At 74.2% G+C, this 13,665-nt stretch carries 10 protein-coding genes and 1 pseudogene; 10 read left to right on the top strand and 1 reads right to left on the bottom strand.

Annotated features, from left to right (window positions below; genetic code table 11):
* Positions 1–95: 95 nt before the first annotated feature.
* Positions 96–377 carry a ribbon-helix-helix protein, CopG family gene (locus tag SXIN_RS12870; RefSeq protein WP_019707770.1) on the top strand — a complete coding sequence of 94 codons (282 nt, stop codon included), beginning with the start codon at positions 96–98 and terminating at the stop codon, positions 375–377.
* Complete coding sequence (locus tag SXIN_RS12865; RefSeq protein ID WP_019707771.1) at positions 377–769, top strand: PIN domain-containing protein; 393 nt, start codon at positions 377–379, stop codon at positions 767–769. Before SXIN_RS12870 ends, SXIN_RS12865 begins: the two co-directional genes overlap by 1 nt.
* A gap of 73 nt (positions 770–842) precedes the next feature.
* Here the strand turns inward: SXIN_RS12865 and fahA are convergent, their stop codons facing one another.
* Positions 843–2,066 (bottom strand): fumarylacetoacetase, encoded by a 1,224-nt coding sequence (gene fahA, locus SXIN_RS12860; RefSeq protein ID WP_039820566.1) that lies wholly within the window; start codon positions 2,064–2,066, stop codon positions 843–845.
* A gap of 284 nt (positions 2,067–2,350) precedes the next feature.
* Here fahA and SXIN_RS12855 point away from each other — a divergent pair.
* From SXIN_RS12855 to SXIN_RS12820, 8 genes and pseudogenes are all read left to right on the top strand, one after another.
* Positions 2,351–3,571, top strand: a pseudogene (locus SXIN_RS12855) (carboxylate--amine ligase); the annotation flags it as partial.
* A gap of 493 nt (positions 3,572–4,064) precedes the next feature.
* A complete protein-coding gene (locus SXIN_RS12850) occupies positions 4,065–5,258 on the top strand; it encodes an FAD-dependent oxidoreductase (protein ID WP_019707774.1) in 1,194 nt (397 codons plus the stop codon).
* A gap of 274 nt (positions 5,259–5,532) precedes the next feature.
* Entirely contained in the window at positions 5,533–6,543 is a 1,011-nt protein-coding gene (locus SXIN_RS12845) for a polyprenyl synthetase family protein (protein ID WP_019707775.1), read from the top strand.
* A gap of 345 nt (positions 6,544–6,888) precedes the next feature.
* Positions 6,889–8,256, top strand: coding sequence for a LolA family protein (locus tag SXIN_RS12840; RefSeq protein WP_019707776.1), 1,368 nt, complete (start codon positions 6,889–6,891; stop codon positions 8,254–8,256).
* A gap of 155 nt (positions 8,257–8,411) precedes the next feature.
* Complete coding sequence (locus tag SXIN_RS12835; RefSeq protein WP_019707777.1) at positions 8,412–9,488, top strand: ABC transporter ATP-binding protein; 1,077 nt, start codon at positions 8,412–8,414, stop codon at positions 9,486–9,488.
* Positions 9,475–10,467 (top strand): ABC transporter permease, encoded by a 993-nt coding sequence (locus SXIN_RS12830; protein WP_095757007.1) that lies wholly within the window; start codon positions 9,475–9,477, stop codon positions 10,465–10,467. The genes SXIN_RS12835 and SXIN_RS12830 overlap by 14 nt, the downstream gene beginning before the upstream one ends.
* A 159-nt stretch (positions 10,468–10,626) precedes the next feature.
* Positions 10,627–11,853: an NAD(P)/FAD-dependent oxidoreductase gene (locus SXIN_RS12825; protein ID WP_420341087.1), complete on the top strand. Its 1,227-nt coding sequence runs from the start codon at positions 10,627–10,629 to the stop codon at positions 11,851–11,853.
* 233 nt (positions 11,854–12,086) lie between these two features.
* The gene (locus SXIN_RS12820) at positions 12,087–13,475 is read left to right on the top strand and encodes an MBL fold metallo-hydrolase (RefSeq protein ID WP_019707780.1); all 1,389 of its coding nucleotides are present in this window, start codon (positions 12,087–12,089) and stop codon (positions 13,473–13,475) included.
* Positions 13,476–13,665: the final 190 nt, after the last annotated feature.

The raw sequence follows: 13,665 nt of genomic DNA, 5'->3' as shown, positions 1-13,665 counted from the left end.
CCGGGCCGGCCGCGGCCGGGCTCGGATTCAACGCTTCGGAAACCGCTCTGTGCAGGTAGTATGGCGGTGGTATCCGGCGGGTGGAGGAGTGCGTCATGGGCAAGCTGTCCATCAGTGTCCCGGCCGATCTGGAGCGCGAGCTGCGGGCGCGGGCCAGGGAGGAGAACACCAGCATCTCGGCCATACTGACCGAGGCCGCCAGACGGGATCTCGACGCCGCCCGCAACCTCGCCGAAGCTCAGCGGCTGCTGGCGGAGTCCATCGCCGAGCACGGTCCGCTGTCCGACCGGGACAAGAGCGACGTCGCGGCGTTTCTGGACGAGGTGGAGGAGTTCGACCGCAGGCAGGACGAGGAACAGCTGGGGCGGGCCTCTTAGTGGCCGGGCAGTTCGTGGTGTACGACGCCGGAGCACTGGTGGCGGCGCAGCGGAAGCAGGGGCGCTTCTGCCTCCTGCACCAGACACTCGTCGCGGCGCGGCGGACACTCCTCGTCCCCGTCCCGGTGTATGTGCAGGTGTACCGGGCCGATCCCCGGCAGCACGGCCTGCACGTCGTGCTGAAAGCCGCGGAGCTGCACCGGGCCGACCGGAACATAGCCGATCTGGCGGCGCGGGCCCTGCGGGAGACCGGCACGGACGACGCTGTCGACGCGATCGTCGCGGCGACCGCTGTCGCTCACCGGGCTCCCGTCGTGACCGGTGACGAGGGCGACATCCGGAGTCTGCTGGAGGCGCTGGACGCCTTCAAGCATCCGGTCCTGGCGGTCTGACCGCTCCGCCGTGGACCGTCCGCGGCGGAGGCCCCGCCGGCTTCCGGGGCCTGGGCGGACGGGGCCGCGGGCGTCAGGCCGGCACGATCCGGCCGGTGACCTCGCCGAGGCCGAGGCGGGTGCCCTCCGGGCCGGGGGCCCAGGCGGTGAGGGCGACCTCGTCGCCGTCCTCCAGGTAGGTGCGCTTGCCGCCGGGCAGGTCGAGCGGGTCGCGGCCGTTCCAGGTGAGCTCCAGCAGGCAGCCGCGCTGGTGCGGCTCCGGGCCGCTGACCGTGCCGGAGGCGAAGAGGTCCCCGGTGCGCAGGGAGGCGCCGCCCGAGGTCAGATGGGCGAGCTGCTGGGCCGCCGTCCAGTACATGGCGGAGAACGGCGGTTCCGCGACGGTGTGGCCGTTGACGGCGACCGTGATGCGGAGGTCGAAGCCGCCGGGCTCGGCCGCCGCCGTGTCGTCGAGGTACGGCAGCGGCCGGGGGTCGCGCGGGGGCGGCGGGATGCGGGCCGTGTCGAGGGCGTCGAGGGGGGTGACCCAGGCCGAGACGGAGGTGGCGAAGGACTTGCCGAGGAACGGTCCGAGGGGGCGGTACTCCCAGGACTGGATGTCCCGGGCGGACCAGTCGTTGAGCAGGCAGAGGCCGAAGACGTGCTCGCGGAAGGCGGAGAGCGGCACCCGCTCGCCGAGCCGTGAGGGCGCGCCGACGACGAAGCCGACCTCGGCCTCGATGTCGAGCCGCTGGGTGGGGCCGAAGACGGGCGTGTCGCCCGCGAGGCGCTGGCCGCTGGGGCGGATGACCGGGGTGCCGGAGACGACGACGGTGCCGGCCCGGCCGTGGTAACCGATCGGCAGATGCTTCCAGTTGGGGGTGAGCGGGGCTCCGTCCGGCCGGAAGATCCGCCCGACGTTGGTGGCGTGGTGCTCGCTGGAGTAGAAGTCGGCGTAGTCGGCGACCTCGAAGGGGAGGTGCAGCGTCACCTCGGTGAGCGGGTGCAGGAACGGTTCGATGGCGGGGTAGCCGACCCAGGTGGCCACGCTCGCCCGGACGGCCCGCCAGGTGGGGCGTCCGGCGGCCATCAGCGGGTTGAGGGTGGGGTGGGCCAGGACGTCGGCGTGCGGGGAGCCGAGGGCGGTGGCGGCCGTGTGCACGTCCAGGACGCGGTCGCCGTAGCGCACGCCGATGCGCTTGCGGCCGGGCTCGTCGGGGGTGCTGAAGACGCCGTACGGCAGGTTCTGCGGACCGTAAAGACCGTTGCCGGCGTGGGCCGCGGGTCTTGGGGGATCGAACGGATCCTGCTGGGGCATGGACACTGCCTCGCCTTCGTATCGCCCGGCTCTGCTCGGCCTCAGGTTACGGGGCGGAGGGCGCGGTGTGCCGGGCCCGGGGGCCGATCGGGGGCCGGGCCGATGTGGTCCCGGGCGAAGGAGTTCCGTTGTGATGTGAGCGGAAACGGTGCACAGAGCGTGCAATGTCAGGAAAAGGATTGCTGGAACTGGACATTCCGGCGTACGTTCCCTGGCGGGTCACGGACAGCGGGGGGCCGCTGGCCGCTGTGGCCGAGGGGGGCGGGGGAGTGGCGAGCCGAAGCATGCCCTTACGGGCCGACCGGGCCGTGCCCGGGCTGATCGTCAAGATCGGGAACTACCCACTGCACCACGGCGGCGTGGGCGCCATCCGCAGTCTCGGCAGACTCGGCGTGCCGATGTACGCCCTCACGGAGGACCGCTGGACGCCCGCGGCCGTCTCCCGCTACCTGCGGCGCGCCTTCGTCCGCCCCACGACCGGCCGGGAGGCACCGGAGCGGCTGGTCGGCCAACTCCTCGACGTCGGGCGGGAGATCGGCCGCCCGGCGGTCCTGGTGCCCACCGACGAGGAGGCGGCGGTGCTCATCGCGGAGCACGCCGGGCCCCTCGCCGAGCGCTTCCTCTTCCCCCGGGTCGCACCGGGGCTGCCGCGCCGGCTGGCCAGCAAGCAGGGCCTGCACGAGCTCTGCGCCGAGCACGGCGTGCCCTCGCCCGCCGCCGCCTTCCCCGACTCGTACGCCGACGTCGAGGAGTTCGCCGCCACGGCCCGCTTCCCCGTCGTCGCCAAGAACCGGGAGGCGTTCGTCCGCCGCAGCGCCCCGGCGGTGGCCGGGACCACCCGGATCGCCGGCGCCGCCGAACTCCTGCGGCTCGCGGAGGGCTGGGGACCGCGGCCGGGGGTGGTGCTCCAGGAGTACCTGCCGCGCGAGGAGGCGGAGGACTGGATCGTCCACGGCTACTTCGACGCCGGCGGCGACGCGCTCGCCCTGTTCACCGGCGTCAAGGTCCGCTCCTGGCCGCCGCACGCGGGCATGACCGCCAGCGCCTACGTCGTCGACAACCCGGAACTGGCCGAGCTCGCCGCGCGCTTCGTCAAACGCATCGGCTTCACCGGCGTCGTCGACCTCGATCTGCGGCACGACCGCCGGGACGGCCGCTACAAGCTGCTCGACTTCAACCCGCGGATGGGCGCCCAGTTCCGGCTCTTCGAGAACGCCGCCGGTGTCGACGTGGTCCGCGCCCTCCACCTCGACCTCACCGGCCGCCCGGTGCCCGGCGCCGCGCAGCGCTCCGGGCACCGCTTCGTGGTGGAGAACATCGACCTGCCGGCGCTGCTGGCCTACCGGCGCAGCGGCTACACCACCCCGCACGCCCCGGCGCGGCCGGCCGGTACGGAGCTGGCCTGGCTGGCCCGGGACGACCTCAGGCCGTTCTTCACCATGCTCGCCCGCTTCGTCCGGCCCGGCGCCCGGCATCTGCTGCAGCGGCGGCGCGCGAGCCGGCGGCGGGCGGAGGAACGGCGCGCGGAACGGCGGCGGGGCGGCGCGGGTGCGGGGGCGGGCGCGGGCGCGGGGGCACCGGACGGCGGTCCACCGGTGGGGAGTCCGACCGCCGCGAGCCCGGCGGCCACAAGCCCGTGTCCCCCTGGCGGCGGGCCGCGGGGCCCGGCGACGGCCGGGAGCACGGCGGTCCGGAGCGTGGCGGTCCGGCAGCTGCGGACGGCCGCCGTCCGGGCGGTGCTCGGCCGCCGCGCCGCCGGCAGACCCCGGCGGAAAGCCGGATGACGTACCAGCAGCAAGCGGCACCGCGGTGTCCTCCGCCGGTGCCGAGCCCCGTCGTGTCCCCGGGAGGGAATCGTCCGTGACCAGTCCCGCAGCCTCCTCCGTGCCGTCGCCGTCCGGTGAACCGTCGGGCCCGCACGGTCCGTCCGGCGCTTCGTCCGGTGCTCCGTCCGGTGCGTCCGGCCGGCCCGGTGCCCCGGCGCCGTACCCCGGTCCCGTGGCCGTCATCGGGGCCGGCCCCTACGGTCTGTCGACCGCCGCCCATCTGCGGGCCCGCTCCCTTCCGGTGCGGGTCTTCGGTTCCCCGATGGCCAGTTGGCGTGAGCACATGCCCGCCGGGATGCTCCTCAAGTCCACCCCGGCCGCCTCCGCCATCGACGCGCCGCAGGCCGGGCACACCCTCGCCGACTACTGCGACGCGGCGGGCATCCGCCGGCTCGTCACCGACGAGGACCTGGTCCCCGTGGAGACCTTCGCCGCCTACGGGGACTGGTTCCGGGAGCGGCTGGTCCCCCGGCTGGAACAGGTCCGGGTGGTCTCCGTGGAGCGGCGGGCCGGGGGCCGGGGCTATGAGCTGAAGCTGGACTCCGGAGAGCAGTTCACCGCCCGGGCCGTGGTCGTCGCCACCGGCCTCAGCGGGCTGGCCCGGCTGCCCGCGGCGCTGGCCTCCGCCGTCCCCGGGGGCCCCTCGGCCACCGGCCCCGTCTCGCACAGCTCCCACCACCGGGATCTGAGCCGATTCGCCGGACGGTCGGTGCTGGTCGTCGGCGCCGGGCAGTCGGCGCTGGAGAACGCGGCGCTGCTGCGGGAGGCGGGGGCCGAGGTCCGCGTCGTCGCCCGCGGCCGGGGCGCCGTCGGCTTCGGCTCCCCGCCCTGGCGGCAGCCCCGGCTCCGCCCCGATTCACCGTTCGGACGCGCCTGGTCCCTCCACGTCGTCAGCCACTACGCGGACGCCTACCGCCTCCTGCCCGCCCGCGCCCGCCACCACCTCGTGCGCCGGGTGCTCGGCCCGCTCGGCGCCTGGTGGCTGCGGGAGCGGTTCGAGGGCCGCGTCCCCGTGACGCCGGTGCGCGCGATCCGGGCGGTCCGGATCGAGGACGGCCGCCCGGTCCTCGCCGTCGCCGGCCTCGACGGCGCCGGCGCGGAGCTCTCCGCCGACCACGTCATGGCCGCCACCGGCTACCGCGTGGACCTGGCCGCGATGGACTTCCTCGGGCCCGGCCTCCGCACCGGACTGGCCGCCGACCGCGGCTCCCCGGCCCTCCGCGCGGGCTACCGCTCCTCGCTCCCCGGTCTCTACTTCACCGGGCTGCCGGCGGCGTTCTCGTACGGGCCGGTGATGCGCTTCGTCTGCGGTACGGAGTACGCCTCGCCGCGGCTGGCGAAGGCGGTGGCCGCCGACTGCTGGTGACGGGTGGCGGGCCCCGTGACCCGCGGACCGCGGCGGAGTGCGGGGCCCGTCCGGCGTGACCAAGAACACATCGGGGGCCGTCCGGCGCGGCGGAGTGCCGGGAGCGGGTGCGGGAAGGCGTCCTCCGTGGTCTTTCCCGGTGAACGGGCGCCCGCTGTGATCGTCGGGCGACCGGATACGCTGCGCGTGATGGTGATGGCCGTGACAGCGATACATCGACATTCCGCGGGTCGTACGTGAGCCGCGGGGTCGTCCGCAGACAGGAGAACCCCTCGTGACCGTCGTCGGGCCCTTCGGGCTGAGCGTGCGGGACCAGGCTCTGGAAGCCGATGTCCAGGCCGGGTTGGCGGCTGTCGAGGAGGGCCTGCTGGAGGCCACCAAGAGCGGTGTGCCGTTCATCACCGAGGCCGCCCAGCACCTCGTCCGCGCCGGGGGCAAGCGGTTCCGCCCGCTGCTGGTGACGCTCGCCGCGCAGTTCGGCGACCCGCACGCGCCGGGCGTCGTGCCGTCCGCCGTCGTCGTCGAGCTGACGCATCTCGCCACGCTCTACCACGACGACGTCATGGACGAGGCCGATGTGCGCCGGGGAGTGCCCAGCGCCAACGCCAACTGGGACAACTCGGTGGCCGTCCTCACCGGCGACTTCCTCTTCGCGCGCGCCTCGCACCTGCTGGCCGACCTCGGCCCGGAGGCCGTCCGCATCCAGGCCGAGGCGTTCGAGCGGCTGGTCACCGGCCAGATCCTGGAGACCGCCGGCCCCGGTGCCGGGCGCGACCCGATCGCCCACTACCTCGACGTGATCGCCGGCAAGACCGGTTCGCTGATCGCCGTCGCCGGCCGCTTCGGCGCCATGATGGCGGGCGCCGACGAGCGGGTCGTGGACGTCCTCACCCAGTACGGCGAGCGGCTCGGTACCGCCTTCCAGCTGGCGGACGACGTCCTCGACATCGCCAGCGACAGCCGCGAGTCGGGCAAGACCCCGGGCACGGACCTCCGCGAGGGCATCCCCACCCTGCCGGTGCTGCACCTGCGGGCGGCGGCCGAGAGACACGGCCGCCCCGAGGACCGCGAGCTGTGCGCACTCCTGGACGGCGACCTCACGGACGACGCGGTGGTGACCGAGGCCCTGCGGCGGCTGCGCGAGCACCCCGCCCTGGAGCAGGCGCGCCAGGACACCGTGCGCTACGCCGAGGAGGCCCGCGCCACCCTCGTCCCGCTGCCGGACGGCCCGGCGAAGGCGGCGCTGGAGAGCCTGTGCGACGCGGTGGTGCACCGGGCGGGCTGAGGCCGCGCGCCCGGCGGAACACCGCCTGGGCGGGCCCCGGCCCCGGACTCCGGACTCCGGACTCCGGGCCCCGGTCCGAGCGGACCCGGTCACCCCTACGGGTGGCTGCGCCTCCGGTGGTACGGAACGCGACCGGTGGGGGAGCGGTCTCCTCCCCTGGGACTACGCGAAGTTGCTGCCGTCGGCTGACGCCCCGCCCCGTTCTCTTTGATGTGATGGGAGTACGAACGCGGCGGACTCGGGAGACAATGGACCGGGTGGGCAGCGCCCCGTCCGGCCGGGAAGCCCGGACGGCGGGGCCCGAAGGTGTTACGCGAACCGCCGCCGACCACGGAGGTAGGGCACATGCCAGGAAAGCGACCGACACAGGTCACCGACGAATGGGACGGCGAGGGCGCCCCGGCGGCGGCGGCTCGCGGACTGGTGCGCTGGGGGGTGCCGGTCGCGGTGGCGGGAGTGGCGGTGGCGGGCATCGGTCTCGTACCGGCCCTCGCCAGCTCGGGCAGTCCGGATCTGCCGGAGATCACCGCGGCCGAACTCATCGAGCGCATGGCCGAGTCGGACACCGAGCGGCTGTCCGGCACCGTCAAGATCACCACCGACCTGGGCCTCCCCGCGCTGCCCGGGATGAGCGGCGGGGGCGGCGGCTTCGGCATGGGGCCGGGCCACGGTGACGACTCCGCCGGGGGCCGGGGAGACGCGGGCGAGGGGAAGGGCGGCGACGAGCAGGGCTCGCCCGCCGATCCGCAGGCGAAGCTGATGGAGCTGGCGTCCGGCACGCACACCCTGCGGGTCGCGGCCGACGGCCCCGCCAAGCAGCGCCTGTCGGTCATGGACGAGGCCGCGGAGTACAGCGTCATCCGCAACGGCGAGGACCTCTGGGCGTACGACTCGGGCAGCAACTCCGCCTACCACGCGACGCTTCCGGAGCACGACGCCGACCTGCACGCCGAGCACCACGGCAAGGGCAAGGACGGGAAGCACGGCGAGCACGGCCTGCCGGAGGGGATGGCGGACGCCACCCCGCGCGAGCTGGCCGAGCACGCGCTGAAGGCCGTCGACGAGACGACCACGGTCGAGGTGGACGGCACGGCCCAGGTCGCCGGCCGCGACGCGTACCAGCTCGTGATCACGCCGAAGGCCGGGGAGTCCACGGTCGAGGCGGTCCGGATCTCGGTGGACGCGGAGAACGGCGTGCCGCTGAAGTTCACACTGACGCCCAAGAGCGGCGGCAAGGCCGCGGTCGACGTGGGCTTCACGTCCGTGGACTTCGGCAAGCCCGCGGCGGACACCTTCGCGTTCAAGCCGCCGAAGGGCGCGAAGGTCACCGAGGAAGACCTGAGCGAGCGCGCGGGCAAGCACGCCGAGCACCGGAAGAACGGCGAGCACCGTGAGGACGGCAAGCGCGGCTCCGCGGAGACGTGGGGCGACGGTCCCGCCGGGCTGAACGTCATCGGTGAGGGCTGGGCGAGCGTCGCGCAGCTCCAGGCCCCGGCCGGGAAGCGCGGCGCCGGCGCGGAGGAGCTTCCCGCCGAGGCGGAGCAGCTGCTCAACAGCTTCGGTGAGCGCGTCAGCGGCGACTTCGGCACCGGCCGGGTCTTCAGCACCCGGCTCGTCAACGTCCTGCTGACGGACGACGGCGGGGTCTACGCGGGCGCGGTCGACAAGGCCGCGCTGGTGAAGGCCGCCGAGAAGGCCGAGAAGGCGGAGTAGGGACGCACGGTCCCGGCACCGCCGGCGCTGCCCGTCCGGATCCCGGGCGGGCAGCGCGCCGTTGACCGGGTACGAGGCGCCGGGCCGGGGCCGCCCGTCGTCCCGTACGTCCCCCGGCCGTGCGCCGGAGGCAGCCGCAGCCGGACAGGAGAACGATGAAGCGACCGCCCGCCCCCGAGACCGAGACCGGGACCGAGACCGGGACCGTGAGCCAGGACGGCACCGGGCCCGGCACGGCCGCCCCGGCCGCCGCCGAGAACGCGGGCGGAGCCGCCGCCGGGAACGTCATCGTGACCCGCGGTCTCACCAAGCGGTTCCGCGGCGGGCAGCTCGCCGTGGACGGGCTCGACCTCACCGTGCCCGCCGGCTCGGTCTTCGGCTTCCTCGGGCCCAACGGCTCCGGCAAGACCACCACCATCCGGATGCTGATGGGCCTGATCCGGCCCACCTCCGGCAGCGCCCGCGTGCTCGGTGCCCCGATGCCGGGCGCCGCGCGGCGGGTGCTGCCGCAGGTCGGTGCGCTGATCGAGGGCCCCGCCCTGTACGGCTTCCTCTCCGGCCGGGACAACCTCCGGCGTCTCGACGCCGCCGACCCCGACGCCGACCCCCGGACCCGCGACGCCCGGATCGCCGCGGCGCTGGAGCGGGTCGGGCTGGCCGCCGCCGGGAGCAAGAAGGCGCGGGCCTACTCCCTCGGGATGAAGCAGCGTCTCGGCCTGGCAGCGGCGCTGCTGCGGCCGCGCCGGCTGCTCGTCCTCGACGAACCGACCAACGGCCTGGACCCGCAGGGCATGCGGGAGATCCGGGCCCTGGTGCGGGAGGTGGCGGACGGCGGCACCACGGTGTTCCTCTCCTCCCACCTCCTGGACGAGATCGAGCAGGTGTGCACCCATGCCGCGGTGATGGCCCGCGGACGGCTGGTGGTGCAGGGCCCGGTCGCCGAACTGGCGGCCGGGGCGCGCGGCCGGCTCTCCGTCACCACACCGGACACGGCGGACGCGGCCCGGGTCCTCCGGGAGCACGGGGTGACGAACCTGGTGGTGACGGGCGGCAGAGTGACGGGCGAGCCGCCGGCCGGACCGCCGGGTCCGGCCGGGGCGTTCGACCCGGCCGACCTCAACGCCGCACTCGTCCGGGACGGCGTGCGGGTCCGGGGCTTCGGGCTCGAACGGGCTTCGCTGGAGGACGCGTTCGTGGCACTGACCGGGGAGGGCTTCGATGTCGCGGGCTGACGGCAACGGGCGGGACGAGCGGACCGGGCCAGCCGAACAGGCCGGACCGGCGGCCCGCACCACCCCGGGGCCACGGAGCGCCGCCCCCGCCGCGCCCGGTCCGTCCGCGGGGGACGGCTCGCTGCGCCGCACCCGGCCCAGCCCGTTGTGGGCTCTCGGCCTCTTCCGCAGCGAGCTGGTGACGGTCTTCCGCCGCTGGCGGACGCTCGCCCTGCTCGGGGTGCTCGCCGCCGTGCCGCTGCTGATCGGGATCGCGGTGCGGATCGAGACCGGCGACGGCGGCTCCGCAGGCGGCGGGGGAGGCGGCGGCCCGGCCTTCATCGCGCAGATCACCAACAACGGCCTCTTCCTGGTCTTCACCGCCCTGGCGGCCACGCTCCCGCTCTTCCTCCCGATGGCCGTCGGCGTCGTCGCGGGGGACGCGATCGCGGGCGAGGCGAACGCCGGCACGCTGCGCTATCTGCTGGTGGCCCCGGCCGGCCGGACCCGGCTGCTGCTCGCCAAGTTCACCGCCGTCCTGGCCTTCTGCCTGGTCGCCACGGTGACGGTGGCCGTCTCGGCGCTGGCGGCGGGGGCGCTGCTGTTCCCGCTCGGCGAGGTCACGCTGATCTCCGGGACGACCATTTCCCTCGGCGAGGGCCTGCTGCGCGCGCTGGCCGTGGCGGTCGCCGTCGCCGCGTCGCTGACCGGGATCGCGGCGCTGGGCCTGTTCATCTCCACCCTCACCAACAGCGGGATCGCGGCGATGGCGGCCACGGTGGGGCTGCTCATCACCGTCCAGATCGTCAACACCATTCCGCAGCTCGACGCGGTGCACCCCTACCTCTTCCCGCACTACTGGCTCAGCTTCGCGGATCTGCTCCGCGCCCCCGTGTACTGGGAGGACCTGCTGCGGAACCTGGGACTTCAGGCCCTGTACGCGGCCGTCTTCGGCTCCGTAGCTTGGGCACGCTTCTCGAATCGGGACATCACGGTGTAGCGGCGGCCGCCGTGGCCGCCGCCGGCGAGGTTCCGGACGGCCGGACGCCGGGCGCCGCGACACGTCGGCCCCGTATACCCCCTGAGGTATTTGCCAACCCTGCCGCGAGTGGTTTACGCTCCCTGCCATGGATACCCATAGGGGTATCGAGAGGAGGTTCTGGACTTGTCCCCCCATTCCACGGAGCCCGCGGGCTCCGCCAGCCACCACCACGTGGTCGTCGTCGGCGGCGGAACGGCCGGCATCAGTGTCGCGGCCCGGCTCCGCCGTGCGGGCGTCGGTGACATCGCCGTACTCGATCCCTCCGATACCCACTGGTACCAGCCACTGTGGACCCTCGTCGGCGGTGGTCAGGCCCCACTGGAGACGTCACGGCGCTCCGAGGCGTCCCTGATCCCGGACGGCGTGCGGTGGATCCGCGACGCGGCCGTGGCGGTCGACCCGGACGCCCGTACGGTCTCCGTCGCCGGCGGCGGCCGGATCGGCTACGACTACCTGGTCATGGCCCCCGGTCTCCAGCTCGACTGGGACAAGGTCCCGGGCCTGGCCAAGGCCATCGGCCGCGACGGCGTGACCAGCAACTACGCGTCCGAGTACGCCCCCTACACCTGGGAGCTCATCAAGGGCATGCGCTCCGGCACCGCGGTCTTCAGCCATCCGGCCACACCGCTGAAGTGCGGCGGCGCCCCGCAGAAGATCGCCTACCTGGCCGCCGACTACTGGCGCAAGCAGGGTGTCCTGGACGCGATCCGCATCGTCTTCGTGCTGCCCGACCCCAAGCTCTTCAAGGTCCCGGTGTGGACCAAGGCGCTGGAGAAGGTCGTCGAGCGGTACGGCATCGAGGTCCGGTACGAGTCCGAGGTGACCGCTGTGGACGGCGCGGCCCGCGAGCTGACCGTCACCGACCTCAAGACCGGCACCGAGGAGACCCTCGCCTATGACATGGCGCACCTCGTCCCGCCGCAGAGCGCCCCGGACTGGGTGAAGGCGAGCCCGCTCGCCGAGGGCCCCTACGGCTTCGTCAAGGTGGACAAGCACACCCTGCGCAGCCCGGACCACCCGGAGGTCTTCGCGCTCGGGGATGTGGCGAACCTGCCGACGTCCAAGACCGGCGCGGCCGTGCGCAAGCAGTCCCCCGTGGTGGTGGAGCACCTGGTCGCCGCCATGAAGGGCGCCGGGGCCGGGGCGCGGTACGACGGCTACACCTCGTGCCCGCTGGTGACCGCGCGCGACAAGATGCTGCTCGCGGAGTTCGACTACGACCTGAAGCCGAAGTCGAGCTTCCCGCTGATCAACACCTTCAAGGAGCGCCGCGACATGTGGGTGTTCAAGCGGTACGTCCTGCCCGTCATCTACTGGCGCGGCATGATGTCCGGCCGCGTCTGATCCGGCCGGCGGCGGTCCGGTCGCCGGTGCCCGCGGGCGCCGGCTTCCGGCTCGCCGGGCCGCCCGTTCCCGTGACGTTGCTTGCCCCGCCGGCCTTTCCGGCCCGTTGATCCGCTGATTTTCCGCATGACCGGCCGTGGGCCGGAAATATACCCGACTGGGTATCGCTTACCTTGTTATATACCCCCCAGGGTATGAGAGAGTTCTGAGAGATCCCGACACGGAGGCTCCGCATGTTCTTCGCCCAGTACTACCTCGACTGCCTCTCCCAGGCCTCGTACATGATCGCCGACGAGACCACCGGCAAGGCCGTCGTCGTCGACCCCCGCCGCGACGTCACCGAGTACGTGGCCGACGCGCAGGACCGCGGCTTCACCATCGTGGGCGTCATCAACACCCACTTCCACGCCGACTTCATCGCCGGCCACCTGGAGCTCGCCGACCGCACCGGCGCCTGGATCGGCTACGGGCAGCGCGCGGAGACCGAGTACGAGAGCCGCAAGCTGACCGACGGCGAGCGCATCGGCCTCGGTGACGTGACCCTCCAGATCATGGAGACCCCCGGCCACACCCCGGAGTCCGTCAGCGTCCTGGTCTACGAGCACGCCGGCGACGAGGTGCCCTACGGCGTCCTCACCGGTGACGCGCTCTTCATCGGCGACGTCGGCCGCCCCGACCTGCTGGCCTCCATCGGCGTCACCGCCGACGAGCTCGGCCGGATGCTCTACGACAGCGTCCACAACAAGCTGATGGCGCTCCCGGACGAGGTGCGGGTCTTCCCGGCCCACGGCGCCGGCTCCGCCTGCGGCAAGAACCTCTCCACCCAGCGGCAGTCCACCATCGGCGAGCAGCGCGCCACCAACTACGCCTGCGCCCCGATGGACGAGGACCAGTTCCTGGCCGTGGTCACTGCGGGCCAGCCCTCCGCCCCCGGCTACTTCGTCTACGACGCGATCCTCAACCGCAAGTCGCACGAGCTGTTCGACCCGAGCACCACGGCGCCCTCCCTTTCCGTGGAGGAGTTCCTGGCCCGCCGGGACGCGGGTGCGGTGATCGTCGACGGCCGCGACCCGCAGGAGTTCGCCGCGGGTCACCTGCGCGGCTCCGTCAACGTCCCGGCCGACGGCCGCTTCGCCGAGCAGGCGGGCTCCGTGGTCGCCCCGGACGCGGAGATCATCGTCGTCGCCCCGGAGGACCGCGAGGAGGAGCTCGTCACCCGGCTCGCCCGGATCGGCTTCGACCACGTGGCCGGCTACCTGCGCGACCCCGACGGCGTCTTCCCCGGCCTGGCCGCGGAGATGACCCAGGCCAGCCGGGTCACGGCGGACGAGCTCCGCACGGTGCTCGCCTCCGAGCAGGCACCGGTGGTCGTGGACGTGCGCGGCGGCGGCGAGCGCGAGGAGGGCCACATCGAGGGCTCCCTGCACATCCCGCTGGCCGAGCTGGCCAAGCGGCAGGACGAGATCCCGGCGGACCGCCCGGTCGTCGTCCACTGCGCGGGCGGACACCGCTCCTCCATCGGCGCCAGCCTGCTGCGGCACGCCGGCCGTGAGGACGTCTCCGACCTGCTCGGCGGCTACGGCGCCTGGCTGCTGCTGCCCGAGCCCGCGGCCCGTTCCTGACCGGGGCCCCCAGCGCGGTCCGCGCCCGTCCCCCCGGGGCGCGGCCCGTACCGGGCGCCGGCGGCGGAGATGTCCTGCCCTGACGACACCGCCGCCGGAGCCCGCCCGGCTCGCAGGCCCCCGTTACCGGCGAGCCGCCGGCGGGCACCCGGCTCCCCCGGGGCCGGGTGCCCGCTCCCGGAAGACCTCC

It is taken from the genome of Streptomyces xinghaiensis S187 (assembly GCF_000220705.2).
Taxonomy (GTDB): domain Bacteria; phylum Actinomycetota; class Actinomycetes; order Streptomycetales; family Streptomycetaceae; genus Streptomyces; species Streptomyces xinghaiensis.
The sequence above is the reverse complement of the archived record's forward strand: the minus strand, read 5'-3'. Positions and strand labels throughout refer to the sequence as shown.